At 60.9% G+C, this 24,289-nt stretch carries 23 protein-coding genes and 1 riboswitch; of the genes, 7 read left to right on the top strand and 16 right to left on the bottom strand.

The features are described from left to right. Nucleotides 1-65 precede the first annotated feature (65 nt). Together ACNYC6_RS21980 and ACNYC6_RS21975 are read left to right on the top strand one after the other, a co-directional pair. Entirely contained in the window at nt 66-1,547 is a 1,482-nt protein-coding gene (locus ACNYC6_RS21980; protein ID WP_419709133.1) for a methyl-accepting chemotaxis protein, read from the top strand. Nucleotides 1,548-1,688: 141 nt separating this feature from the next. Next, nucleotides 1,689-5,159 (top strand): NahK/ErcS family hybrid sensor histidine kinase/response regulator, encoded by a 3,471-nt coding sequence (locus tag ACNYC6_RS21975; protein ID WP_419709132.1) that lies wholly within the window; start codon nt 1,689-1,691, stop codon nt 5,157-5,159. Nucleotides 5,160-5,193: 34 nt separating this feature from the next. Here ACNYC6_RS21975 and rmuC read toward each other — a convergent pair whose 3' ends face one another. Continuing rightward, entirely contained in the window at nt 5,194-6,558 is a 1,365-nt protein-coding gene (gene rmuC, locus ACNYC6_RS21970) for a DNA recombination protein RmuC (RefSeq protein ID WP_419712997.1), read from the bottom strand. 175 nt (nt 6,559-6,733) lie between these two features. Then, nucleotides 6,734-7,057: a sel1 repeat family protein gene (locus ACNYC6_RS21965; protein ID WP_419709131.1), complete on the bottom strand. Its 324-nt coding sequence runs from the start codon at nt 7,055-7,057 to the stop codon at nt 6,734-6,736. Nucleotides 7,058-8,052: 995 nt separating this feature from the next. Between ACNYC6_RS21965 and ACNYC6_RS21960 the strand changes: the two genes are divergently transcribed. The 3 genes from ACNYC6_RS21960 (at nt 8,053) to ACNYC6_RS21950 (ending at nt 10,467) form a co-directional block, all read left to right on the top strand. Beyond that, nucleotides 8,053-8,277: a hypothetical protein gene (locus tag ACNYC6_RS21960; RefSeq protein WP_130908481.1), complete on the top strand. Its 225-nt coding sequence runs from the start codon at nt 8,053-8,055 to the stop codon at nt 8,275-8,277. Between the two features lie 273 nt (nt 8,278-8,550). Then, complete coding sequence (locus tag ACNYC6_RS21955) at nt 8,551-9,033, top strand: hypothetical protein (RefSeq protein WP_419709130.1); 483 nt, start codon at nt 8,551-8,553, stop codon at nt 9,031-9,033. 147 nt (nt 9,034-9,180) lie between these two features. Further along, nucleotides 9,181-10,467 carry an OmpP1/FadL family transporter gene (locus ACNYC6_RS21950; RefSeq protein ID WP_419709129.1) on the top strand — a complete coding sequence of 429 codons (1,287 nt, stop codon included), beginning with the start codon at nt 9,181-9,183 and terminating at the stop codon, nt 10,465-10,467. An 89-nt stretch (nt 10,468-10,556) separates the two neighbouring features. On the opposite strand, the gene ACNYC6_RS21945 is transcribed toward ACNYC6_RS21950, so the two are convergent. The 14 genes from ACNYC6_RS21945 to cobO all read right to left on the bottom strand — a co-directional run bounded on the left by ACNYC6_RS21945 (nt 10,557) and on the right by cobO (nt 21,854). Then, the gene (locus ACNYC6_RS21945) at nt 10,557-11,126 is read right to left on the bottom strand and encodes a glutathione peroxidase (protein ID WP_419709128.1); all 570 of its coding nucleotides are present in this window, start codon (nt 11,124-11,126) and stop codon (nt 10,557-10,559) included. 43 nt (nt 11,127-11,169) lie between these two features. After that, nucleotides 11,170-11,292: a hypothetical protein gene (locus ACNYC6_RS21940; protein ID WP_419709127.1), complete on the bottom strand. Its 123-nt coding sequence runs from the start codon at nt 11,290-11,292 to the stop codon at nt 11,170-11,172. After that, on the bottom strand, nt 11,289-12,497 hold the full coding sequence (locus tag ACNYC6_RS21935; RefSeq protein WP_419709126.1) for an MFS transporter: 1,209 nt from the start codon (nt 12,495-12,497) through the stop codon (nt 11,289-11,291). The genes ACNYC6_RS21940 and ACNYC6_RS21935 overlap by 4 nt, the downstream gene beginning before the upstream one ends. Nucleotides 12,498-12,549: 52 nt before the next feature. Further along, complete coding sequence (locus ACNYC6_RS21930; RefSeq protein ID WP_419709125.1) at nt 12,550-12,954, bottom strand: MarR family winged helix-turn-helix transcriptional regulator; 405 nt, start codon at nt 12,952-12,954, stop codon at nt 12,550-12,552. Between the two features lie 54 nt (nt 12,955-13,008). Next, complete coding sequence (locus ACNYC6_RS21925; protein ID WP_419709124.1) at nt 13,009-13,740, bottom strand: adenosylcobinamide-GDP ribazoletransferase; 732 nt, start codon at nt 13,738-13,740, stop codon at nt 13,009-13,011. A gap of 2 nt (nt 13,741-13,742) precedes the next feature. Beyond that, nucleotides 13,743-14,318 (bottom strand): alpha-ribazole phosphatase family protein, encoded by a 576-nt coding sequence (cobC, locus tag ACNYC6_RS21920; protein WP_419709123.1) that lies wholly within the window; start codon nt 14,316-14,318, stop codon nt 13,743-13,745. Beyond that, nucleotides 14,315-15,370 carry a nicotinate-nucleotide--dimethylbenzimidazole phosphoribosyltransferase gene (gene cobT, locus ACNYC6_RS21915; protein ID WP_419709122.1) on the bottom strand — a complete coding sequence of 352 codons (1,056 nt, stop codon included), beginning with the start codon at nt 15,368-15,370 and terminating at the stop codon, nt 14,315-14,317. The genes cobC and cobT overlap by 4 nt, the downstream gene beginning before the upstream one ends. Continuing rightward, entirely contained in the window at nt 15,367-15,888 is a 522-nt protein-coding gene (gene cobU / locus ACNYC6_RS21910; protein WP_419709121.1) for a bifunctional adenosylcobinamide kinase/adenosylcobinamide-phosphate guanylyltransferase, read from the bottom strand. Before cobU ends, cobT begins: the two co-directional genes overlap by 4 nt. A gap of 65 nt (nt 15,889-15,953) precedes the next feature. Further along, on the bottom strand, nt 15,954-17,405 hold the full coding sequence (locus ACNYC6_RS21905; protein WP_419709120.1) for a cobyric acid synthase: 1,452 nt from the start codon (nt 17,403-17,405) through the stop codon (nt 15,954-15,956). After that, complete coding sequence (gene cobD / locus ACNYC6_RS21900) at nt 17,402-18,394, bottom strand: threonine-phosphate decarboxylase CobD (RefSeq protein WP_419709119.1); 993 nt, start codon at nt 18,392-18,394, stop codon at nt 17,402-17,404. Before cobD ends, ACNYC6_RS21905 begins: the two co-directional genes overlap by 4 nt. Continuing rightward, nucleotides 18,387-19,295, bottom strand: coding sequence for an adenosylcobinamide-phosphate synthase CbiB (gene cbiB / locus ACNYC6_RS21895; protein ID WP_419709118.1), 909 nt, complete (start codon nt 19,293-19,295; stop codon nt 18,387-18,389). Before cbiB ends, cobD begins: the two co-directional genes overlap by 8 nt. Further along, nucleotides 19,292-19,942, bottom strand: coding sequence for a 5,6-dimethylbenzimidazole synthase (gene bluB / locus ACNYC6_RS21890; RefSeq protein WP_419709117.1), 651 nt, complete (start codon nt 19,940-19,942; stop codon nt 19,292-19,294). The genes cbiB and bluB overlap by 4 nt, the downstream gene beginning before the upstream one ends. Further along, nucleotides 19,939-21,246, bottom strand: coding sequence for a cobyrinate a,c-diamide synthase (locus ACNYC6_RS21885; RefSeq protein WP_419709116.1), 1,308 nt, complete (start codon nt 21,244-21,246; stop codon nt 19,939-19,941). The genes bluB and ACNYC6_RS21885 overlap by 4 nt, the downstream gene beginning before the upstream one ends. Beyond that, entirely contained in the window at nt 21,243-21,854 is a 612-nt protein-coding gene (cobO, locus tag ACNYC6_RS21880) for a cob(I)yrinic acid a,c-diamide adenosyltransferase (RefSeq protein WP_419709115.1), read from the bottom strand. The genes ACNYC6_RS21885 and cobO overlap by 4 nt, the downstream gene beginning before the upstream one ends. 82 nt (nt 21,855-21,936) lie before the next feature. Continuing rightward, nucleotides 21,937-22,171: riboswitch (cobalamin riboswitch) on the bottom strand. 152 nt (nt 22,172-22,323) lie between these two features. Here cobO and ACNYC6_RS21875 point away from each other — a divergent pair. Together ACNYC6_RS21875 and ACNYC6_RS21870 are read left to right on the top strand one after the other, a co-directional pair. Then, a complete protein-coding gene (locus tag ACNYC6_RS21875; protein WP_419709114.1) occupies nt 22,324-22,908 on the top strand; it encodes a hypothetical protein in 585 nt (194 codons plus the stop codon). A 67-nt stretch (nt 22,909-22,975) separates the two neighbouring features. After that, on the top strand, nt 22,976-24,289 hold the full coding sequence (locus ACNYC6_RS21870) for a PQQ-dependent sugar dehydrogenase (RefSeq protein WP_419709113.1): 1,314 nt from the start codon (nt 22,976-22,978) through the stop codon (nt 24,287-24,289).

Raw genomic sequence — 24,289 nt, 5'->3', positions numbered from 1 at the left:
GCCCTGCATAGCGGCACAATGCTGGCACCTTGCCAATACTGTTTCCGCTATCAGAGAAGACCTCCATGGGTGCCTGGCTTAGCAATATCTCGCTGAAGTACAAATTCTGGGCGGTGAATGCCGTCGCCTTTGTCACCACCCTTTTGCTGGTGTTGTACGCCGTACAACTCGAACAACAGGCTCGCAATCACGCCTTTCAGGCATCGGCCCAAGCCCAGGCGCGCTTGCTCAGCGCCTGGCCTGCCGGACAACCGCTGCCCAACGCCGAAAACCTACTGACGTTCAACCGCGGACGAGCACCTGTCTTGAACCATCAATCGGTACCTGAACTGGCCGATGCCAACGGCTGGGTCGAGATCAACACCCCCCCGCTGTTCGGTGACAATCTGCTGATGGGCGCCGAGGTGTTTACACGCGCAGACGGCCAGCAGGTGGCAGTTGTTGCTCATGGCCAGAGCCTCAGCCAGGTATTCGGCGAGCGCTTTGCCAACTATGCGGTAGCGGTGTTCATCCTGATGCTGGCGATGCTCGGCGCTTCTCAATTGTTGATCCGCTTCTTGCTCAGCCAGCTCAACACCTTGAAAGACGTGATGCTGCACGTCGAGAAAACCGGCGACCTCTCGTCCCGCGTCCCGCTGGCGTGCAGCGACGAAGTCGGGCAAATGGCCAATGCCTTCAACGCCATGCAGGCCGGCTATCAACGGGTGGTCAACACCGTCGCCAACACCGCGCGGCAACTGGACGACGGCGCCGCTCGGCTGGCGTCAAGCATGAACGAAGTGCGCCACGGCATGCTCGGCCAGCAGAGCGAAACCGACCAGGCCGCCACCGCCATCAACGAAATGACCGCCACGGTCTACCACATCGCCCAGCATGCCGGCGCCACCCGTGACCTCTCGCAATCGGCCGATACCCTCGCCGGAAGCGGCCAGGCCGTGGTGATGCGCGTGCAGAAGTCGATTGCCGGGTTGTCCACCGGCGTGCAGCAGACCGCCGAGATGATCCAGCGCCTGGCCGAGGACAACCAGAAGATCAACGGCGTGGTCAATGTGATTCACAGCATTGCCGAGCAGACCAACCTGCTGGCGCTGAACGCCGCCATTGAAGCGGCCCGGGCCGGTGAAATGGGTCGTGGTTTTTCCGTGGTCGCCGATGAAGTACGCAACCTGGCCAAGCGTGTGCAAACCTCGACAGATGAAATCACGGTGATGGTTTCGGCATTGCAGGCCGGAACGCGGGACGCCGTTGACTTCATGCAGGAGAGCTCGTTCAAGGCCGACGACTGCGTGCAACAGGCACAAGAGGCTGGCGCGGCGCTGGCGGAAATCACCGGGGCGGTGGCGCAGATGCGTGAAAGCAATACGCAGATCGCAGTGGCGGCCGAGCAACAAAGCCAGGTCGCGGAAGAGATGAACCGCGCAGTGGTGAGCATCCGCGACGTCACCGAGAACACGGTGCAGCAGACAGTCCGTTCGGCGACCACCAGTAATGAACTGGCGGCATTGGCCGCAGAATTGAGCAAGGCGATCGGGCAACTCAAACTGTAACGGCCGTCGGATGGCGATACACGAAGGCCTGCGACACCCCGCCGCGCCACGACCTTGGTCGACACTGACTAACCGGGGCGGTCGTGCGAGACTGTCTGTCCGGGCGGGAGGCCCGGGTGTCTTTGGTTGCCTGGAGTTCCCATGTCGCTATCCAGCGGGCTGATTGCCGCCGTCGCCCTGGCCTATATGGCCATCATGTTCGCCATCGCTTTTTATGGTGACCGTCGCAGCGCGCCATTGCCGCCGCGGGTGCGCGCCTGGGTGTATAGCCTGTCGCTGGCGGTGTACTGCACCAGTTGGACATTCTTCGGTGCGGTGGGTCAGGCGGCCGAACAACTGTGGTCATTCCTGCCGATCTACCTCGGGCCGATCCTGCTGCTGATCGGTGCGCCGTGGGTTCTGCAAAAAATGGTGATGATCAGCAAGCAGGAGAACATCACTTCCATCGCCGACTTCATCGCCGCGCGCTATGGCAAATCCCAGTCACTGGCGGTGGTGGTGGCGTTGATCTGCCTGGTCGGCGTGCTCCCCTACATTGCCCTGCAACTGAAGGGTATTGTGCTTGGCGTGAACCTGCTGATCGGCGCCGGCGCCGACGCCATGGGGGTTCGCGCGCAAGACACGGCATTGATCGTGTCACTGGTGCTGGCGCTGTTCACCATCGTCTTCGGTACGCGCAACCTCGACGCCACGGAGCACCACCGCGGCATGGTGCTGGCGATTGCGTTCGAATCGCTGGTGAAGCTGTTCGCGTTCCTGGCAGTCGGCGCGTTCGTGACCTTCGGGCTGTATGACGGTTTCGATGATTTGTTCAATCAAGCCATGCTCGCCCCGCGCCTCGAGGAATACTGGAAAGAAACCATCAACTGGCCGTCGATGGTGGTGCAGACCGGTGTAGCGATGATGGCGATCATCTGCCTGCCGCGACAGTTCCACGTGACCGTTGTCGAGAACATCGACCCGCAGGATCTGCGTCTGGCCAAATGGGTGTTCCCGGCCTACCTCGCTTTGGCGGCGTTGTTCGTCGTACCGATCGCGCTGGCGGGCCAGATGCTGTTGCCAAGCTCTGTGCTGCCGGACTCCTTCGTCATCAGCCTGCCACTGGCCCAGGCCCACCCGGCGCTGGCGTTGCTGGCCTTTATCGGCGGGGCGTCGGCGGCCACCGGCATGGTGATCGTGGCCAGCGTGGCGCTATCGACCATGGTCTCCAACGACATGCTGTTGCCGTGGCTGCTGCGCCGCAACAATGCCGAGCGCCCATTCGAAGTGTTCCGCCAGTGGATGCTCTCGGTGCGCCGCGTGAGTATCGTGGCCATTCTGCTTCTGGCCTACGTCGCATATCGACTACTGGGCTCGACCGCCAGCCTTGCAACCATCGGCCAGATCGCCTTCGCCGCCGTGACACAACTGGCGCCGGCCATGCTCGGCGCGCTGTACTGGAAACAGGCCAACCGTCGCGGCGTCTTTGCCGGCCTCGCCGCCGGGACGTTCCTGTGGTTCTACACGCTGATCCTGCCGATCGCCGCGCATAGCCTCGGCATGTCCTTGAACAGTTTTCCGGGCCTGGCCTGGCTGCACAGCAACCCGCTGAACCTGCCGATCACCCCGCTGACCCAAGGCGTGGTCCTGTCCCTGGCCGGCAACTTCACGCTGTTCGCCTGGGTCTCGGTGCTGTCGCGCACACGGGTCTCGGAACACTGGCAGGCCGGTCGTTTCATCGGCCAGGAAATCAGTGCCCGGCCCAGCGCACGCTCGATGCTCGCGGTACAAATCGACGATCTGCTGCAACTCGCGGCGCGCTTCGTCGGCGAGGAGCGCGCCCGCCAGAGTTTCATTCGCTTTGCCTACCGCCAGGGTAAAGGCTTTAACCCGAGCCAGAACGCCGACGGTGAATGGATCGCCCACACCGAACGCTTGCTGGCCGGTGTGCTGGGGGCCTCGTCGACCCGCGCCGTGGTTAAAGCCGCCATCGAAGGCCGGGAGATGCAACTTGAGGACGTGGTGCGCATTGCCGACGAAGCCTCGGAAGTCCTGCAATTCAACCGCGCGCTGCTGCAAGGGGCCATCGAGAACATCAGCCAGGGCATCAGCGTGGTCGACCAATCGCTGAAACTGGTGGCCTGGAACCGTCGCTATCTGGAGCTGTTCAACTACCCGGATGGCTTGATCAGCGTTGGCCGGCCGATTGCCGACATCATTCGCCACAATGCCGAGCGTGGGCTGTGCGGCCCCGGCGAAGCCGAAGTGCATGTCGCCCGGCGCCTGCACTGGATGCGCCAGGGCCGGGCGCACACGTCCGAGCGCTTATTCCCCAACGGCCGGGTGATCGAGCTGATCGGCAACCCGATGCCCGGCGGCGGCTTCGTCATGAGCTTCACCGACATCACCCCGTTCCGCGAAGCCGAACAGGCGCTGACCGAAGCCAACGAGGGCCTGGAACAACGGGTGGCCGAACGCACCCACGAACTGTCGCAGCTCAATGTGGCCCTGACCGAAGCCAAGGGCACCGCCGAAGCGGCAAACCAGTCGAAAACCCGGTTCCTGGCGGCCGTCAGCCATGACTTGATGCAACCGTTGAACGCCGCACGCCTGTTTTCCGCCGCCCTCACCCACCAGGACGACGGCTTGTCCGGCGAGGCGCAAAAACTGATCCACCACCTGGACAGCTCACTGCGTTCGGCCGAAGACCTGATCAGCGATTTGCTAGACATTTCCCGCCTGGAAAACGGCAAGATCAACCCCGACCCCAAGCCATTCGCGCTCAACGAGTTGTTCGCCCCACTCGGTGCCGAATTCAAGGCGCTGGCGCGGGATCAGGGGCTGGAGTTCCGCGTCAGAAGCAGCACCCTGCGCATCGACAGCGACATCAAACTGTTGCGCCGGATCCTGCAAAACTTCCTCACCAACGCCTTCCGCTACGCCAAAGGCCCGGTGCTGCTCGGGGTTCGCCGGCGCAAGGGCGAGTTGTGCCTGGAAGTCTGGGACCGCGGGCCGGGTATTCCTGAAGACAAGCAGCAGGTGATTTTCGAAGAGTTCAAACGCCTCGACAGCCATCAGACCCGCGCCGAAAAAGGCCTGGGATTGGGCCTGGCGATTGCCGATGGGCTGTGCCGAGTGCTGGGGCACACTTTGCTCGTACGTTCCTGGCCGGGACGCGGCAGCGTGTTCAGCGTCAGGGTTCCGCTGGCTCGGGCGCAAACCGCGTTGCCAACCAAGGCGGCCGAACTCAATGGCAAATTGCTCAACGGCGCGCAGGTGCTGTGCATCGACAATGAAGACAGCATCCTGATCGGCATGAACAGCTTGTTGACCCGCTGGGGTTGTCAGGTCTGGACCGCGCGCAATCGCGAAGAATGCATGGCGCTGCTCAGTGACGGCGTGCGTCCGCAATTGGCCTTGGTGGATTTCCATCTGGACGACGGCGAAACCGGAACCGAGCTGATGGCCTGGTTGCGCACCCGACTGGGTGAACCGGTGCCGGGCGTGGTGATCAGCGCCGATGGGCGGCCCGAAACGATGGCCCAGGTGCATGCGGCGGGGCTGGATTACCTGGCCAAACCGGTGAAACCGGCGGCGTTACGGGCGCTGTTGAGTCGACATTTGCCGTTGTAGCGTACTCTTTGAGAAGACTGCGATCTTTTGATCTTTATTCCGGCAACTCGACCAACCCATCGACATCAGTCATCGCCCGCTCCAGCAAATCCGTCGGCAGGCTTTTGCTCGCCCGTGCGCCCAGCAACTTGAGCTGTTCGCTGCGGCTGACCAGATTGCCGCGGCCCTCTGTCAGTTTGTTGCGCGCCGAGCTGTAGGCTTTGTCCAGTTGCTGCAAGCGATTGCCGACCTCGTCCAGATCCTGGATGAACAACACGAACTTGTCGTACAGCCACCCGGCGCGTTCAGCGATTTCCCGGGCATTCTGGCTTTGCCGCTCCTGCTTCCACAGGCTGTCGATCACACGCAGGGTCGCCAGCAGAGTGGTCGGGCTGACGATCACGATGTTGCGGTCGAACGCCTCCTGGAACAGCGTCGGCTCGGCCTGCAACGCAGCGGAAAACGCCGCTTCGATGGGCACGAACAACAGAACGAAATCGAGACTGTGCAAGCCGTCGAGTCGCTTGTAATCCTTGCCGGCCAAGCCTTTGACGTGATTGCGCAGGGACAGCACGTGTTGCTTGATGGCGATCTGGCCGATGCCTTCGTCCTCGGCCGCCACGTATTGCTGATAGGCCGTGAGGCTGACCTTGGAGTCGACCACCACTTGCTTGTCGCCCGGCAGATAGATGATCACGTCCGGCTGGAACCGCTCGCCGTCCGGGCCTTTGAGATTGACTTGGGTCTGGTACTCGCGGCCCTTCTCCAGACCGGCGTGTTCAAGCACCCGCTCCAGAATCAGTTCGCCCCAGTTGCCCTGGGTTTTCTGCCCCTTCAAGGCACGGGTCAGGTTGGTGGCTTCGTCGCTCAGGCGCAGATTGAGCTGTTGCAAGCGCTCAAGCTCTTTGGCCAGCGAGAAACGTTCCCGCGCTTCCGCCTGATAACTTTCCTCGACGCGTTTTTCAAAAGACTGGATGCGTTCCTTCAGCGGATCGAGCAACTGCCCCAGGCGCTGCTGACTGGTTTCGGCGAAACGTTGCTCGCGCTCATCGAAGATTTTCCCCGCCAACTCGGCAAACTGCGCACGCAACTCGTCTCGCGAGCCCTGCAAGTCGTTGAGGCGCTGCTGATGGCTTTCCTGCTGCTCACGCAGCTCGGCGTTGAGCGAAGCGGCCTGCGCGTCCAGGCGGCGCAATTCCGCTTCTTTGCCGGCACGTTCGATATTCCAGGCGTGAGCGGCGTCGCGGGCATCGTCACGTTCGATTTGCAGCAGCTCGACTTCACGGCGCACGGCGGCGAGGTCCGCCTGCTTGGCGGCATTGGCCTGCCCCAGGTCAGCAATCTCATCGCGACTGGCTTCAAGTTGCGCGTTCAAGCCATCCTGTGCCAGTTGCGCCGTAGCGAGGCGCTCTTCCAGCAGCGCCGCCTCGGCCTGTACGGTGCTCGCCCGGCGCTGGAGCTGCCAGGCCAATACCAGTAACGGCAGAGCAGCGCCCGCCAGACCGAGCAACGCGCTGGTCAAGTCCATAGCCATAGCCATTCCTGCCAATGAAATAAAGCTTGAAGGTTAACCAAGGCGTCAGGTCTTGGACAGCTCAGTCTTCGATCAGACCCAGTTCCTGTTGCGCACGCAGATCCCCTGCCCGTGCGGCCTGACGCAAAAGGTCTTGGCCAATCCGGCGATCGCGGGCATTCCCGCATTCGCGGCACATCAACTGGCCAAGACGACTTTGTGCCGCCACGATCCCTTCACGGGCCGGTTGCTTGAGCAATCGTCCGGCGATGTGTTTGACGTTAGGGTTTTCACCCAGGCGTGGACTGTCCAGCAACCACTCGGCCACCCGCATTGAAAAGCGCTTGGGTGGGGCAACTGTGGAGGTGTTGGAGGAAGAGGAATCGGAAGGTGTACGAAACTTCATAAAGCACTGTGGGCAGATCGGAAGGCGCGCCACTCTACTCTTTTTTTCTTACAGGTAAAGCCGAAAAAATCCCGGCACGCCCGTGCTAGAGCAAGCGCTCGGGACAATCCACAGAAGCTGTGGATAACTCAGTGGACAACCGCCCCTGAAGTCGCGCAAAGCCCTGTGGAATGGGGCCTGCAGTCAAACTGACGATTTTTTCACCAGTTAAAAAAAGCGATGTTTTTCATTGACTTAAATTTTGGTTACAGGCACCCACTACGCTTGAACGCTAGATGACAGCGGTGTGACAGACTGCGCAACTAGTGTGCACAAGTACCTTCGCAGCGGTTATATCGAAGCGCCTTTTCGGCACACTTTATCTCTTTGCCTGGGGATAAACCTTGGCAAACCCGTGATTCAGGCTGCTTACTACCCGCTGAGTGGTGATGACCATCGGTCGGATTCTGACTGTCTCAGGGCATTGACGGGGTTCACGATCTTCGGTGAAAGACGTTTCGCAGGCACTAAAACCTTGAGTCCCCCAATCTTTTTTGCTAACACACTTCCCTTCATCAGTTCAATCCGTTAGTATCCGCGGCGTTAGTACCAAGCTGAAAGTCAATTCTGGTCGAACAAATCCCCCCGGTCAGTCTTCCAACAGGAAGCCTTCCACCGAACAAGCGGGATCGACCACCTCGATGGTTTCCAGGTAAATCTTGCGCCAACACAGCCTTTGAATCGAAAGCGAAGGGTGTTGCCAGGCTCACTTACTCTGACCGAACCAACCTGCAAATTGATCAGGATCTTCACCCCGGGCCCAGAACCTTTGCCCTCGATGTGTTGCCTGCCCTCCTAAGTACCTACCTGCCGGCCCAAGCGCGCAAAAATCATAGCGCTTCAAACTGGCTGCTTTGTTCCAGTCGGGTTCTTCGTTCGACCAATGGTGGTCGTCGTTACTGGAACGTTTTAATTTTGCACGGTTCTTATCCGTGTCGCTTGCAGGAACACCATTAATGACTACTCAAATCCATGCACAGGATGCCATCCGCACCCTAACCAACGCTTTTGCACCCATGAACTGCCTGATCATGGCCGCTCGAAAAGGCTGCTTCAGCTTCACCCTGGTCAACGAACACGGCATCGCCCGTCACAGCGAACGCCTGTACCCCGATCAATACTCCAGCGCAGAACCGTTGCAGGCTGTGATCGAACGTACTCGTCAGGCACTGGTTGCCTGAGACGCCAGCAAGGCTGAAACACCAAAAGCCCCGCTCAAAAAGCGGGGCTTTTTGTTGCCCGACATTTCACATTGACGGCGCAGCGCCTAAGCACCAACCGATATAACGGTTATAACTGGAAGCCGGAAATATTTTAAAAACAGGCCTTTACGTAGCGAATATGACACTACACTTCAACTCAAGCGGCGTGAACCGCTTCCGGCGAGCCTGAGTCGATTCACCGCTGCCAAAGCCCATCAGGCATCGCCCCAATTTGATGGTTTCGAGGGTTTTATGGGTATCGCTGCCAGCGAACTGTGCCGTTATGTGATCCGTCCGACGCTGATCTACCTGGGACGCCATAGCGCAACTGCCGAATCCCTGCTGCTGGGCATCGCCGCCAGTCAGTCAGCCCTTGGTTCCGCCCTGCATGACCGCCGTGGACACGGCCTGTACCGGATCGCCGAACCCCGCCACCAAGCGCTTTGGGACCATTACCTGGCACTCGACCCCGAGCGCGCCAGCCTGGTTCGCGGCCTCGCCAGCCAGCATGCTTTTCTCAGTGGCCCACACCTGGAATTGACCGTTAACCTGCGTTACGCCACAGCCATCGCCTGGTTGCTGGTCGAAGAACAAAACACCCCGCTCCCCGAAGCAGACGACCTGCTGGGCATGGCCCGAATCTGGCGCCAGACCTTCCAGCCCCAAGGACGCCTGAGAGACTTCACCTTCGCTTGGCAAACCTGTGTTTCATCGCTGAATCAGGTTGCCTGCTGATCTCATCTGGATCCAATGATCGCGCAACATGCCGCGAATCTGGTTGGATTGTCCTACAAAACCGCTCTAAATCAAGCGATACAGCCTATGGCGCCGGGACGAAAATGTTGGTAATTTTCGCCCCGGTGATCACCAGGAGTTCTAATAATGAAAAAAGTAATGCTCAAAACCACCATTAGCCTCGCCGTTGCCATGGCATCCACCCAGATCTTCGCAAGTGGCTTTGCCCTGAACGAACAAAGCATCAGCGCGATGGGGACAGGTTTTGCCGGGCGATCTTCATCTGCCGACGATGCAAGTACAGTTTTTGGTAACCCTGCCGGCATGGCCCGCCTCAATGGTCAGCAAATCACTGGCGGTATTGCAGCGATCGACGCCTCGACCGATATCAGCGATACCAGCGGCCGTTCAAGCGGAACCAACAAAGGCGATATGGTTCCGTTCACTGCAGTACCCATGGGTTTCTATACCAATAAACTCAACGATGAGTGGGCTGTCGGCTTTGGTGTCTACGCTCCGTTCGGACTGGTTACCGACTACGAAAACGGCTTTCAGGGCCGCGCATTCGGCAGCAAGAGTGAAGTCAAAGTCATCACTTTTCAGCCCACCGTCAGCTACGCGTTCAACGATAAAGTCTCGATTGGTTTTGGCCCTACCATCAACCGGATTTCCGGCACCCTGGAATCGGACATTGCTCTCCCTATCCGCGGGACTGGCGACAACAATGTACAGATCAAGGGCGATGATACGGCCTGGGGTTTTAACGCCGGTATCCTGGTGCAAGCCACCGACACCACTCGCCTGGGCCTGACTTATCACTCGAAAGTGAAGTACGAGCTCGACGGCCACACCGAAGTGACTGCCGGCGCTGGCGTGCCACCTCAGGCACTCAGAACAGCCCGTTACGATGCCTCGCTGAAGATTGATACACCTGAGTCCTGGGACCTTTCCGTGACTCAAGATATCAATGAGGCCTGGAAGCTCTATGCCGGTGCCACCTGGACTCGCTGGAGCCGCCTGAAAGACATCACGGTCAACAACGAAGGCGTAACCGCATCCAGCGGTGGTGCACTCGCCCCACAAATCGTTGGTACCATCAAGGAAGACCAGGACTGGCATGACACCTGGGCCTACGCCGTGGGTACTTCCTACCAGTTGAACAAGCAATGGGTTCTGCGTACCGGTCTCACTTTTGACCAGTCGCCCACCAACAACACTGATCGTTCGCCACGCATTCCTACTGGCGACCGGACGATCTTCAGCGTCGGTGCGGGCTTCAGCCCAACCGAAGACTGGACCATTGATGTGGCTTACTCCTACCTCAAGGAAGAAGATGTCACTGTCAACCGCTCTAACGCTTTGGGTCAGTCCTACAACGCCAAGTACGAAAACAGTGCAAACGGTTTCGGTGTCGGTGCGACTTACCGTTTCTGATGATTCCCGGCGAGCTTGAACCACTCGCTACCTGAATCAAAAAAGCCCCGCACTCTGCTACAGAGGCGGGGCTTTTTAGTGGGTGTCGATCAGGGTGCGGAGGCCAGGGGCGGTGAAGCCAGGGCCTTTTCCACCGCTGCGATGAAGTCAGGATCATCAGGCTTGGTCAGGCTGGAAAAGCTGGCAACTACCTTGCCCTGACGGTCAACCACGTACTTGTAGAAATTCCACTTCGGCGCATTTTTGGACTGTTTAGCGAGCACCTTGAACAGATTCGTCGCATCGTCACCGCGGACTTTCTGCGGTTCGGTCATGGTGAACGTCACGCCATAGTTCACGTAGCAAACCTTGGCAGTCTCGGCACCGTCCTTGGACTCCTGCTTGAAGTCATTGGACGGCACGCCAATCACCTCCAGCCCCTGCGCCTTGTAACGCTGATTCAACGCTTCGAGGCTTTTGAACTGCGGGGCAAAGCCACAGAAGCTGGCGGTATTGACCACCACCAACGGCTTGCCGGCAAAGCGCTTGCACAAATCGATGGATTCATTGGCGCGCAACTTGGGCAAGGAGCCTTGCAGCAGCGCCGGGCACTCTGTTGCTTGAGCCAATCCGGTAAACGCCACCAGTAACGCGGAAACTGCTAACCAGCGCATCAACATATCGGTGCTTCCTTGTGAGGAATCGTCAGGATTGGAAGTTACTTTAGCAGGCCCCCATGCCCAACTGCATCAAGGCCAGCCCGCCCTGATGCCAGCCCCACCACGCGAGGGCCAACAGCAAGGCACAAGCGGCAAGAACAGTGATACGCGGCCAGAGACTGTTCATATCGCACTCGCTTGGCTTTGCAGACGCGCCACCGGCCGTTCCCGCACCGGCCAGTTCAGCGCAGCGGCCAGCAGGCTCAAGAGAATCGCTACCTGCCAGATCAAGTCATAGCTCCCGGTCCGGTCATACACCACCCCGCCCAACCAGCCACCCAGGAACGAACCGAGCTGGTGAAACAGAAACACGATCCCACCGAGCATGGACAGATTTCGCACGCCGAACAAGGTCGCCACCGTGCCGTTGGTCAAAGGCACCGTCGACAACCACAGGAAACCCATGGCCATGCCGAATAGATACGCGGTGGTTGTCGTCACCGGCGCCCACAGGAACAGCCCGATCACCACCGCCCGCAGCAGATACAAACCGGTCAGCAACCGCGGCTTGGACATGCGCCCGCCCAGCCAGCCAGCGGTGTAGGTGCCGAAGATGTTGAACAACCCGATCAACGCCAGCACCGTCGTGCCAACCGTCGCCGGAAGATGTTGATCCACCAGGTACGCTGGCAAGTGCACGCCGATGAACACCACCTGGAAACCGCAGACAAAAAAACCGAACGCCAATAGCCAGAATCCCGAGTGTGAGCAGGCTTCGCGCAGTGCTTCGGAAAGGGTTTGCTCATGGCCGAGCACCGGCAACGGTTTGTCCTTGAGCATGCTCACCAACGGCACGATCAGCGCCACCAACAGCCCTAACACAAGCAGTGCCGCAGACCAGCCGAGCCAGCCGATCAACCCCAGCGTGCCGGGCAACATGGCAAACTGGCCGAACGAACCGGCGGCGCTGGCAATGCCCATACCCATGCTGCGTTTCTCCGGTGGGACAGCTCGGCCAACCACGCCGAGGATCACCGAGAATGAAGTGCCGGACAGGCCGATACCGATCAACAGACCGGCGCTCAAGGACAAGGTCACCGCCGAATCGGACAGGCCCATGAACACCAGGCCCAGGGCGTACAGGACGCCACCGATAAGCACCACTTTCGCCGCGCCGAAGCGGTCGGCCAACGCGCCGGTAAATGGCTGGGCCAGGCCCCAGATCAAGTTTTGCAAGGCGATGGCGAACGCGAACACCTCACGCCCCCAGCCGAATTCGGCACTCATCGGCGCCAGAAACAGCCCGAAGCCGTGGCGAACGCCCAGAGACAACGCAAGAATCAGCGCACTCCCCAACAAAACCCAACCGCACGTACGCCACATCGATGTCATTCTTGTTCTCCGGGCGCGGGTATATACCCGCTTAAGATCGAACAAACCGGCATTAAGCCAGTTCGTCCAGCAACTTCAATAATGTTTCGCGCTTTTCGGCGCCCAGGCGATCGATCAAACGCTGTTGCGCCGCCTCCCAGGCCGGCAAGGCGGCCTTCAACCGCTCAGCGCCGGCGTCGGTCAGCTTCACGATGCGATTGCGCATGTCCTCGCCCTCGACCAGCGTCACCAGCCCTTCACCTTCCAATACCCGCAGGTTGCGCCCGAGGGTGCTGCGATCCAGGCCCATGGCCTCGGCCAGCGTGGAAATGCTCGGCTGATCCAGACGCTGCAGATTGCACAGCAAAGAATACTGCGCAACGTTGATCCCAAAGCCATCGAGAGCGCCGTCGTAGTGCCTGCTGACGCCACGGGCGGCGCGACGCAGGTTGATACATAAACATTGGGAGTCGAGCATGGTGCGTGTATATACCCGCGGTTGTGTTAAATCAAGTTACATGATGTGGGAAGTTCAGAAAATCGCCAAGCCCACCAGCACCGCAACTTCCAGCAATTCCAGCAATGCACCGGCGGTGTCGCCCGTTGTTCCGCCCAGGCGTCGCAGCATCACCTGCCGTAGCCAGACAAACACTCCCGCCGCCAGCACCAGTGCCAGAACACCGCTGACACCTGCGATCAACACACAAACCAAGGCACTGATCGCCAGCACCTGCTTGCCCGCCGAACGTGGAAGATGATCAGCCAACGCCTGCCCCAAGCCACCGGCACGCACATACGGCGTGGTCAGGAACAACCCCAGCAACGCGCTGCGGCCGATCAAGGGCACGATGATCAGGACCAGCGCATGCTGCTGCTCAATCAGCGCAACCAGGGCGGAAAACTTCAGCAACAACACCACCGCCAGCGTGACCACCGCGATCGGGCCACTGCGCGGATCTTTCATGATCGTCAGCGTACGCTCGCGATCACCAAAACCGCCGAGCCAGGCATCGGCGCTGTCAGCCAGTCCGTCCAGATGCAGCGCGCCACTGAGCAACACCCAAACCGTCAGCAACAATGCGGCATGCAGCAACAGCGGTGTGCCCGACAACAGCCAGTTCGACGCCCACAAAATCCCGCCGAACAACAATCCCACCAGCGGATAAAACAGCAACGACCGCCCCAGCTCCTGCGGCGCAGGCATGCCCGGCAGACGAATCGGCAGGCTGCTCAGAAATTGCAGGGCGATCCAGAACGGCAGCATGATCAGCGCACTTCCCTTAACGAACCATCGGACTCGACCGCCAGCGAGAACAGCGCACCATGACCGACTTCGACGTTGAGCAACTGCTCACGGGGCAAGCCTCGCGCCTGGGCCAGCAACAAGCGCATGACACCGCCATGGCTGATCAGCAACACGCGTTCGCCGGCGTACGCCGACTGCAAGCGTGCCACGGCCGATAACACCCGCAGCGAAAAGTCCGTCACCGGCTCACCTTCAGGCGGCGTAAATGAATAAGGATCAGCCCAGAACAGGCCCAAGCCTTGTGCGTCGGTTTTCATCAATTCGGCAGCGCTCTGCCCTTCCCAGGCTCCGAAGTGAAGCTCTTGCAGGTCTTTATCCAATTGCACCGGCACACTCAACCGGGCACCGAGTTCCTCGGCGAACCGCGCACATCGCTGCAACGGCGAACTGACCAAGCGATCCCAGGGCCCCTGCGCCATCACCGCCTCACTCATCTGCTGCCAGCCCTTGCCGGTCAGCGCATCATCAAGACTGCCGCGCAAGCCGCCGCCGAGTTCGGTTTCACCATGGCGCAGCAGGTCCAGGCGCAAGGTCATGCCGGACGATCCGCGACCGCCGCTTCAGCGAAGGTCGCCATCTGCCCGTGCAGATCACAGGCCAGACGCAGCAACGGCACCGCCAATGCCGCACCGCTGCCCTCGCCCAGACGTAAACCGAGGTCGAGCAGCGGCTGCGCATTGAGGGTTTCCAGGACATGTCGATGCCCCGGCTCTGCGCCGCGATGACCGAACAACAGCCATTCCCGGGAATCAGGGTTGAGGCGCACCGCGACCAACGCCGCGACGCTGCAAATGAAACCGTCCACCAGCACCGCGATGCCTTCCTGGGCGCAGGCCAGATACGCGCCGACCAACGCTGCAATTTCGAAACCGCCAAGATTGAACAATGTTTGCAGCGCATCACCACGCTGAGCGCCGTGCAAGGCCAATGCTCGCTCGATCACCTCGGCCTTGTGGCTGACACCCGCCGCATTCAACCCAGTGCCGGGCCCGGTCAGGTGTGCCACCGGGCAATCGAGCAACGCACAGGCCAACGCACTGGCTGCCGTGGTGTTGCCGATACCCATCTCACCACCGATGAACAGCTGCGCACCGGCCGCTTTCGCCCGCAGCACGCTGTCGCGACCGGCCTGCAACGCGTGTTCACCTTGAGCCACAGTCATCGCCGGGCCTTGCACAAAATTCGCCGTGCCCGGACCAACGTTCAAGTGACGCACCCCCGGCAAATCCAACGACGGCGTGATCGTGCCGAGGTCGACCACTTCGAGGGACGCCCCCAATTGCCGCGCCAATACGCTGATCGCCGCACCGCCGCTGACGAAGTTATGCAGCATCTGCCCGGTGACTTCCTGAGGAAATGCCGAAACCCCTTCGGCGACCACACCATGGTCACCGGCAAAAATCGCGATCCACAGCTGTTCCAGGCCTGGCTTGACTTGCCCTTGCAACCCGGCCAGTTGCACCGCTACCGATTCAAGTTGACCGAGCGACCCGGCCGGTTTGGTCAACTGCTGTTGCCGCGCCTGCGCCTGCTCGACGGCCTGGGCATTGATCGGTCGGCACGGGTTAAGCCACCAGGATTGAGTCATAACGCAGTTCCTTTCAGAGTCAGGGGCAGGCCGGCGACGGTCAGGACGACTCGCTGACAGCGCTCGGCCAGAGCTTGATGCAGCCAACCGGCTTCATCGACATAACGGCGAGTCAATTCGCCCAGCGGCACGACACCCATACCGGTCTCGTTGCTGACAAAAATAATTTCACCCGGCAGCAACGCCAGGCACTCCAGCAAGGCATCGCGCTCGGCGCTCAGACGATCGGCATCGTCGAGCATCAGCAGATTGGTCAGCCACAGCGTCAGGCAATCGACCAACAGGCAATGATCGGCGCGGGCGTTTTCACGCAGGACGCGAGCAAGTTCGAGCGGCTCTTCGATCAGCGCCCATTCGGCCGGACGACGGGCGCGGTGATGGGCGACCCGCTCGTTCATTTCGCCGTCCAGCGGCTGGCTGGTGGCGATGTAGGTCACGGACAGCAGACTGTCAGTCGCCAGTTTTTCGGCCAGGCGACTTTTGCCGGAGCGGGCGCCGCCGAGGATCAATTGCAGCATGGTTTATTCCTTAAAATCTTTGGTGAGGCGGCCGGCCTGCTCGCGATAGCGGTCTCTAAACCGGCTCAAATCCCACAGAGATCCCGCAACAGCCCGGTATCCAGATGCTTCTCCACCAGATCGGCCAGCCGTTCGATATCGCGCTCGCGCAACCCGTGGTAATCCACATCCTGCACCGCCTGCAAACCGGCCCAACGCAACAGCGCACTGCACGCCGCCGGAGACTCAAACAAGCCATGCAGGTAGGTGCCGAAAATCTGCCCGTCGAGGCTCTGCGCGCCATCGCAACGACCGTCATCCAGTTGCACGGCAGCATGCTCCAGCGCCGGGCCGGTGGTTACGCCGGCATGGATTTCATAGCCGCTGACTTCGGCATCATCCAGCGCCAGACGCCCGCGCACATTGCGCAGTTGCTTGTCCTGTTCGAGCTGCGTTTGAAACGCCAGCAATCCAAGCCCCGAACTGGAACCCGGCGCGCCTTCAAGACCCAACGGATCGTGGACTTGCTCGCCGAGCATCTGCAGGCCGCCACAAATGCCCAAGACTTTTCCGCCGTAGCGCAAATGCCGGGAAATCGCCGTTTCCCAGCCATTGGTGCGCAGATACGCGAGGTCGCTGCGCACGCTTTTCGAGCCGGGGAGAATGATCAGGTCGGCCGCTGGAATCGCCTGGCCGGGGCCGATGAATTGCAGGTCCACCTGTGGGTGCAGGCGCAGCGGGTCGAAATCGGTGTGGTTGCTGATGCGCGGCAGCACCGGCACCACGACTTTCAGGACCTGCTCGGCCTTGTCGGTCTGGCGCTGATCGATGCCGTCCTCGGCCTCCAGATGCAGGTCCATCACGTAAGGCAGCACACCGATCACCGGTTTGCCGGTGCGCTCTTCAAGCCAGTCGAGACCAGGTTGCAGCAACGCGATGTCGCCACGAAAACGATTGATGATGAAGCCTTTGACCCGCGCCTGCTCGCTCGGCGACAGCAGCTCCAGCGTGCCCACCAGATGCGCGAAAACCCCGCCGCGGTTGATATCGGCGATCAGCACCACCGGGCAATCCACCGCTTCGGCGAAACCCATGTTGGCGATGTCGCCGGCACGCAGATTGATCTCGGCCGGCGAGCCCGCGCCTTCGACCATCACCACCGGATACGCCGAACTCAAGCGCTCGTGGGAGGCCAGCACCGCTTGCATGGCGATGGCTTTGTAGTCGTGATAAGCGACGGCGTTCATCGTCGTGACCGCACGACCGTGGATGATCACTTGAGCGCCGGTGTCACTGTTGGGTTTGAGCAGCACCGGGTTCATGTCGGTGTGCGGTTCGAGATACGCCGCCTGGGCCTGCACCGCTTGCGCGCGACCGATCTCGCCACCGTCGGCGGTCACCGCGCTGTTGAGCGCCATGTTCTGCGGTTTGAACGGCACCACGCTCACGCCCTGACGCGTGACCCAGCGGCACAGTGCAGTGACCAGTGTGCTTTTACCGGCATCGGACGTGGTGCCTTGCACCATCAACGTGGTCATTGGCTGTCCTTGGCAAAGGCTTCGAAAGCTGCGGCGAGACGCGTCCAATCCGCTTCCTCGCCCGGCAAGCCAAAACGCAGGCTACTGTTGTGCGCGAACAAGCGCAGCAGAATGCCGCGCCGAGCCATGAACTCATGCAATTCTTCGGCGCGCTCGGTGATCAGCCACTGGAACAGGGCACAGCCGCCCTGTGGCTGGAAACCGTGTTGCGCCAGCAATGACCCGAGGCGCTCGCTGGCTTCGTCGGCGCGAACCCGTTGCCGCCTATGCGCTTCGGTATCGCGCAGGCACGCCTGCCCCAACTCACGGGTCGGCCCGCTGACCGCCCACGGCCCCACCTGTTCGGCGAGCAACTTGAGCAGCTTGCGCTCGGCCAGTACGAATCCCAAACGCACACCGGCCAGACCGAAAAACTTGCCGAACGAACGCAGCACGATCAAACCAACCTGATGGGCAAACGGCGCCACACTCAAGTGCGGCGTGTTGTCCATGAACGCCTCGTCCACCACCAGCCAGCCACCGCGCTGCGCCAGTCGCGCATGCCAGTCCAGCAATCGGGTGGGAGTCAGGCTCAGGCCCGTGGGATTGTTCGGATTGACCACGACCAGCACGTCGAGGCTGTCGACGAAGAAATCGACCTCCTGCTCCAGCACTTCACGCACGATGTAGCCATTGCGGCGCCAGGCTTCGGCATGCTCGGCGTAACACGGCGACAGCACGCCGACTTTGCCGACACGACGCAAACGCGGCAGCAACTGGATGGCCATCTGCGAACCGGCCACCGGCAATGCCTGCAAGGTGCCGTAGTAATCACAGGCGGCCTGCTCCAGGCCATCATCGGTTTCCGGCAGCCGCGCCCAAGCCCGCAGCGGGATATCCGGAACCGGAAACGGCCAGGGCGCGAGGCCGCTGGACAGGTCAAGCCAATCGGCTTCCTCGATGCCGTATTCGAGCGCCGCCTTGCGCAACCGTCCACCGTGTTCAAGCATAAAATTCAGCTCCCACGCACAGAATCAGCAGCCATAACCATACCCCGCGCTGGACCAATTGCCAGCCACGGTCAATGGCGTCGGCATCCGCCGGCACGCCTTCGCCCAGTTGCGGACGTTGATGCAGTTCACCGTGATAAATCGCCGGTCCGCCCAATTCGACACCCAACGCACCGGCGCCCGCCGCCATCACCGGACCGGCATTCGGACTGTCCCAGGTCGGTCCCTGGGTGCGCCAGCATTTCATGGCCAGTCGGGTTTTGCCCAGCAACGCGTAGGTCAATGCCACCAGTCGCGCAGGAATGTAATTGAGGACGTCGTCGATCTTCGCTGCCGCCCAACCGAAGCGCTCGAAGCGTTCGTTGCGATAGCCCCACATCGCATCCAGCGTATTGCTCAAACGGTAGAGCACCACGCCCGGCGCACCCGCCACGGCAAACCAGAACAATGCGGCGAACACCGCGTCGCTACCGTTCTCCAGCACCGATTCGGTGGCGGCACGGGCGACTTCGGTTTCATCCAGCTCGCTGGTTTTGCGGCTGACCAGATAACTGACGCGTTTGCGTGCTTCTTCAAGATCGCCGCTGCGCAGGGCTTTCGCCACAGGCTCGACGTGTTCACCGAGGCTGCGCATGCCGAGGGCGCAATAGAGCGCGAGGATCTCGACGATCCAGCCCACGTAAGGTGCCCAGGAAAATGCCGTGGCGAGCAACGTCAGCGGCAACACCGCGATCACCCACGCCGTGACGCCATGACTGCGCCAGCCACGACCACCGCCGTTGAAACGTTGCTCGATGCGTTCGGCAAATTGGCCGAACGCCATCAGCGGATGCCAGCGTTTGGGTTCACCCAGCAACGCATCCAGCGCCACTGCGGCGACACTCAACAACGCCACACTCATTGACTCACTCCCCAAAAATTCTCGTACAACAATTCGCTCAGAGGGCGCGCCTGCGCCCAGCCTTCGAGCACCAGCATCGGCGCCGGATAGAATTCCTTGACCGGCCCCAGGCACAAAATGGCCAGTGGTTTGGCGCCGGATGGCAGGCCCAGCAAATCCGCGAGGGCTTGCGGTTCGAACAATGAAACCCAGCCCATGCCCAGCCCTTCTGCACGGGACGCCAGCCACAGGTTCTGGATCGCGCAGGACAACGAAGCCAGGTCCATTTCCGGCAATGTGCGGCGCCCGAAGATATGCCGCTCGCGATCATCCATCAGCGCGGCGACCAACACTTCCGCGCAGTCGTTGATGCCTTCGACTTTGAGCTGCATGAACTCGTCGGTGCGCTCGCCGAGGGCTTCGGCGGTGCGGATGCGCTCTTCTTCCACCAGCGCCTGGATCTTGCCGCGCAAACCGCGATCGCTGATGCGAATGAAGCGCCAGGGTTGCATCAGGCCGACACTCGGCGCCTGGTGCGCGGCTTCGAGCAGGCGCCGGAGCAATTCGGGCTCGACAGTGCCGCCGCTGAAGTGACGCATGTCGCGGCGTTCGGCGATGGCGCGGTAGACGGCTGCGCGGTCGTCTTCGGAGAAGGCGTTGTCTGTCATGACCTCATCGCTGGCGTAAACAACGCAGCAATCGCCGCTGGGTTGGACGGAAAATAAAAGTGCACATAAGAGGCCGTCATCCGCCCCTCGCGATAAACCGCCTCCGCCCCGCGCCCACCGTTAGGGCTCAAGCCTCGGGCAATCGGCGTCAGTTCGGTGGTGGTCAGCGAGTGGTGATAGGTGTGCCCGCGCAGCGAACCCTCCGGCAGTTCAACCGCTTGCAAGGCCAGCGCGGCGAGGCGTTTTTGCATCACCGCGTCACCGCTCAACAAACCCACCAGCTCTGCACGAGTGCCTTCGACATCCGTCAGCGAATCGAGCAGATAAAGCATGCCGCCACACTCGGCCAGCAATGGTTTGCCCGCTGCGTGGTGCGCGCGAATCGCGCTCAGCATGGAGGTGTTTTGCGAGAGGGCCACATGGTGCAATTCCGGATAACCACCCGGCAGATACAGGCTGTCTGCTTCCGGCAATTGTCCGTCGCGGATCGGCGAGAAAAACAGCAACTCGGCACCCATCGCCCGCAGCAAATCGAGACTGGCGCCATAAGTGAAGGCGAATGCTTCATCACGGGCCACGGCAATGCGCACGCCAGCCAACAGCGGTTCGGCGGCGATCACATCCGGCGCGGCGAACTGCACCGCTGGCGGCAACGCGACTTCGCAACTGCTGGCCAAGGCATCGGCCGCCGCGTCCAGACGCACATCGAGATCGTTCAACTCGCTGGCCTGCACCAGTCCGAGGTGGCGACTCGGCAATTCGATCCCGGTTTCCCGGGACAATGCGCCGTACCAACGCAGACCTTCAGTGAGGCTGCCTTCGAGCAATTGCGCATGACGCAGGGTGCCGACGCGATTGGCCAGCACACCAGCAAACGGCAAGTCCGGCTGATAACGCGCCAGCCCCAAAGCCAATGCGCCAAACGTCTGGGCCATGGCCGTGCCGTCGATCACGCCGAGTACCGGCACACCGAAATGACGCGCCAGATCAGCGCTGGACGGCGTACCGTCGAACAGTCCCATCACGCCTTCGATCAGAATCAGATCGGCTTCGCCCGCTGCCTCCCACAACAGACGACGACTTTCCTGCTCGCCGACCATCCACATGTCCAGTTGATAGACCGGCGCACCGCTGGCGCGCTCGAGGATCATCGGGTCGAGGAAGTCCGGGCCGCATTTGAAGACGCGCACCTTGCGCCCCTGATTGCGATGCAAACGGGCGAGCGCGGCGGTGACGGTGGTCTTGCCCTGACCGGAGGCCGGCGCGGCAATCAGTACCGCCGGGCAATGTCGAGGTTGATTCACAGCTCGACGCCTTTTTGCGCTTTGATGCCGGCCTGGAAGGCGTGCTTGATCATGCCCATCTCGGTGACGGTGTCAGCCAGTTCGATCATCTCCGGCTTGGCGCCGCGACCGGTGACCACCACGTGCTGCATGGGCGGGCGCGCCTGCAAATCGCTGAGCACTTGATCGAGATCGAGGTAACCGTGCTTGAGAGCGATGTTCAATTCATCCAGCACCACCAGGCCGATCGACGGATCGCGCAGCAGTTCCTGCGACACGGCCCAGGCGGCTTCAGCGGCAGCGATGTCGCGTTGGCGGTCCTGGGTCTCCCAGGTAAAGCCCTCGCCCATCACATGAAAACGCACCTGCTCCGGAAAGCGCCGGAAGAACAGTTCTTCGCCCGTGCTGTTGCGTCCCTTGATGAACTGCACCACGCCGCATTGCATGCCGTGGCCCATGGCGCGCGCGAGCATGCCGAACGCCGAGCTGCTCTTGCCCTTGCCGTTGCCGGTCAGCACCAGCAACAGGCCGCATTCGTTCGGGGAATTGGCGATACGTTCGTCGATCACGGCTTTTTTGCGCAGCATGCGCGCCAGATGACGTTCGTCACGATCAGGGGTATCAGTCATGGGGGAGCTCTCCGTTGAGGCAGGAATAACGGCGGGCAGGCACAAGAATAGATGGCAAGAAGCCTGGCATCGCCCACCGTGATGCCGCTTGGATGGATCAGGCCGGTCTCCGGGCTCATGAGCGGCGCTGGCCGGACTGCGTGCCTTCCCATGTCGACAGTCGACACAGTGGCGCAAGACGCAGTTTTCACTCATTTACCGTTGCGGGGGCAGCGCCGGGATCGCAGGGGCTTCATGGATTGAAGCGACCACTCACCGACTTCCCTGTTTCACTCTGTCGACCCAAGCCACAGAGCACCTGAAACAAGCCGCGAAGGTTAGAGGGTTGGGGGGGGAGCGTCAATTGAAGACGGGGCGCGCGAGTGAATAACTGCCGCCGATCAGCAATTTGACGTCAATCTTGTGCCACACTCCCAGCAGTGATATCAAAGAGCCACAATCTCACAACACAATAACAAGGGTGAGCCCCATGCAAGGCACGATCATCAGCAATCCGAAGCTCGAATTCCTGCGCCCGGTGCTGGAGCGCTGGTTTGACTGTATCGACCGCTACAACGCCGTGCGCGGCGATAACGAAACGCCCTACTGGCTCGACGAAAAGGCCAACCTCGGCCTGCTGTCCTGCGCTGCGTGGATGGCCGAGATGATCACCCTGCAACAATCGCCCACCCGCAAACAGATCGAAGAAGGCGAGCGCAACGCTCGCGCCGACCTGTTCATCGCCACCGCCGAAACACGCGCCTGGTTGCAGGCCACGCAACGCTGGCCGCGAGTCAACAGCTTGAACCTGACCCAGGCGCTGCACGACATCACCAGCGATGCCAAACGCATCAGCTACGCCAGCGACCTGAAACTCGGCTGCCTGTTCGTCGCACCGCAAAAACTCCAGCATGGCGCCACCCCGGAAGAACTGCAGGACATGGTCGACGATCTGCAAAAAGAGCACGCCTGTGCCGTGGCCTGGTATTTCCCCTATGCCTATCGCAAATTGCACAACGAAGCCGGCCACTATCACCCAGGCATTGCCGTTCTGCTCAAGGAGGCGCGCAACTGAAGGTTGAACCATCCTGCATCCACGCTTCTCTATGAATAAATCAAGGCACTCATAGGGAAGATCAGCCATGCGCACGTCTCAGCTCGTATTCGTTGTCGCTCTCGCCGGAGGGCTCGCCGCTTGCGGTGAAACCTCCAGCGTGCAAGTCTCCGACGGCACCGGTCCGTCACCCAAGTTGCCCGAACCCAACAAAACCCTGTTCCCGACGATGAACATCGCCCCGGCGATCGGCTGGCCGGACGGCGCGAAACCCGTCGCCGCCAGCGGCACGCAAGTGGCCGCGTTTGCCGAGGGCCTTGATCATCCACGCTGGTTATACGTGTTGCCCAATGGCGACGTACTGGTCGCCGAAACCAATGCACCGCCCAAACCCGATGACAATAAAGGCATCAAGGGCTGGATCACCAGGAAAGTCATGGGCCGCGCCGGAGCAGGCGTACCGAGCCCGAACCGCATCACGCTGCTGCGCGACACCAACCACGACGGCATTGCCGAAACCCGCACGGTATTCCTGGAAAACCTCAATTCGCCTTTCGGCATGACCCTGGTCGGCAATGACCTGTACGTCGCCGATACCGATCGACTGCTGCGTTTCCACTATGAAACCGGCGACACGACCATCAAGTCGCAGCCGATCAAAGTCGTCGACCTGCCGGGCGGAACGCTGAATCACCACTGGACCAAAAACGTCATCGTCAGCCAGGACGGCAGCAAGCTTTACGTGACCGTAGGCTCGAACAGCAACGTCGGCGAAAACGGCATGGATCAGGAAGAGGGACGCGCGGCGATCTGGGAAGTGGATCGCGCCACCGGTAACCACCGGATCTTCGCCTCAGGCTTGCGTAACCCCAACGGCATGGCCTGGGAACCGCAAAGCGGTGCGCTGTGGACGGCGGTCAACGAGCGCGACGAAATCGGCAGTGACCTGGTGCCGGACTACATCACCTCGGTCAAGGACGGCGGGTTTTATGGCTGGCCGTTCAGCTACTACGGCCAGCACGTCGACGTGCGCGTCGAACCGCAAAACCCCGACCTGGTGGCCAAGGCGATTGCGCCTGACTACGCCGTCGGGCCGCATACCGCGTCACTGGGCCTGACGTTTGCCGAAGGCAACACGCTGCCGGCGCAGTTCAAGGAAGGCGCATTCATCGGCCAGCACGGCTCCTGGAACCGCAAGCCGCACAGTGGCTACAAAGTGATTTTCGTACCGTTCAGCGCCGGCAAACCGGTCGGGCAACCCGTGGACGTGCTCACAGGTTTCCTCAATGAAGATGAAAAAGCCATGGGCCGGCCGGTGGGCGTGGTGATTGATCAGCAGGGAGATTTGCTGGTGGCCGATGATGTGGGAAACAAGGTTTGGCGAGTGTCGGCGATCAGGTGA

The organism is Pseudomonas sp. NFX224, from assembly GCF_048565165.1.
Taxonomy (GTDB): domain Bacteria; phylum Pseudomonadota; class Gammaproteobacteria; order Pseudomonadales; family Pseudomonadaceae; genus Aquipseudomonas.
This window is presented reverse-complemented; position numbering and strand designations above follow the sequence as displayed.

What these genes read in the sequence shown, in the direction of transcription:
- ACNYC6_RS21980 (WP_419709133.1), top strand. Translation starts at nt 66, where the DNA reads ATGGGTGCCTGGCTTAGCAATATCTCGCTGAAGTACAAATTCTGGGCG.
- ACNYC6_RS21870 (WP_419709113.1), top strand. Translation starts at nt 22,976, where the DNA reads ATGCGCACGTCTCAGCTCGTATTCGTTGTCGCTCTCGCCGGAGGGCTC.
- cobT (WP_419709122.1), bottom strand. Translation starts at nt 15,370, where the DNA reads ATGACTCAATCCTGGTGGCTTAACCCGTGCCGACCGATCAATGCCCAG.
- cobD (WP_419709119.1), bottom strand. Translation starts at nt 18,394, where the DNA reads ATGCTTGAACACGGTGGACGGTTGCGCAAGGCGGCGCTCGAATACGGC.
- ACNYC6_RS21960 (WP_130908481.1), top strand. Translation starts at nt 8,053, where the DNA reads ATGACTACTCAAATCCATGCACAGGATGCCATCCGCACCCTAACCAAC.
- cobC (WP_419709123.1), bottom strand. Translation starts at nt 14,318, where the DNA reads ATGACCTTGCGCCTGGACCTGCTGCGCCATGGTGAAACCGAACTCGGC.
- ACNYC6_RS21935 (WP_419709126.1), bottom strand. Translation starts at nt 12,497, where the DNA reads ATGACATCGATGTGGCGTACGTGCGGTTGGGTTTTGTTGGGGAGTGCG.
- cbiB (WP_419709118.1), bottom strand. Translation starts at nt 19,295, where the DNA reads ATGAGTGTGGCGTTGTTGAGTGTCGCCGCAGTGGCGCTGGATGCGTTG.
- ACNYC6_RS21945 (WP_419709128.1), bottom strand. Translation starts at nt 11,126, where the DNA reads ATGTTGATGCGCTGGTTAGCAGTTTCCGCGTTACTGGTGGCGTTTACC.
- ACNYC6_RS21930 (WP_419709125.1), bottom strand. Translation starts at nt 12,954, where the DNA reads ATGCTCGACTCCCAATGTTTATGTATCAACCTGCGTCGCGCCGCCCGT.
- cobO (WP_419709115.1), bottom strand. Translation starts at nt 21,854, where the DNA reads ATGACTGATACCCCTGATCGTGACGAACGTCATCTGGCGCGCATGCTG.
- ACNYC6_RS21975 (WP_419709132.1), top strand. Translation starts at nt 1,689, where the DNA reads ATGTCGCTATCCAGCGGGCTGATTGCCGCCGTCGCCCTGGCCTATATG.
- ACNYC6_RS21905 (WP_419709120.1), bottom strand. Translation starts at nt 17,405, where the DNA reads ATGACCACGTTGATGGTGCAAGGCACCACGTCCGATGCCGGTAAAAGC.
- ACNYC6_RS21965 (WP_419709131.1), bottom strand. Translation starts at nt 7,057, where the DNA reads ATGAAGTTTCGTACACCTTCCGATTCCTCTTCCTCCAACACCTCCACA.
- cobU (WP_419709121.1), bottom strand. Translation starts at nt 15,888, where the DNA reads ATGCTGCAATTGATCCTCGGCGGCGCCCGCTCCGGCAAAAGTCGCCTG.
- ACNYC6_RS21950 (WP_419709129.1), top strand. Translation starts at nt 9,181, where the DNA reads ATGAAAAAAGTAATGCTCAAAACCACCATTAGCCTCGCCGTTGCCATG.
- ACNYC6_RS21875 (WP_419709114.1), top strand. Translation starts at nt 22,324, where the DNA reads ATGCAAGGCACGATCATCAGCAATCCGAAGCTCGAATTCCTGCGCCCG.
- bluB (WP_419709117.1), bottom strand. Translation starts at nt 19,942, where the DNA reads ATGACAGACAACGCCTTCTCCGAAGACGACCGCGCAGCCGTCTACCGC.
- ACNYC6_RS21955 (WP_419709130.1), top strand. Translation starts at nt 8,551, where the DNA reads ATGGGTATCGCTGCCAGCGAACTGTGCCGTTATGTGATCCGTCCGACG.
- ACNYC6_RS21925 (WP_419709124.1), bottom strand. Translation starts at nt 13,740, where the DNA reads ATGCTGCCGTTCTGGATCGCCCTGCAATTTCTGAGCAGCCTGCCGATT.
- ACNYC6_RS21940 (WP_419709127.1), bottom strand. Translation starts at nt 11,292, where the DNA reads ATGAACAGTCTCTGGCCGCGTATCACTGTTCTTGCCGCTTGTGCCTTG.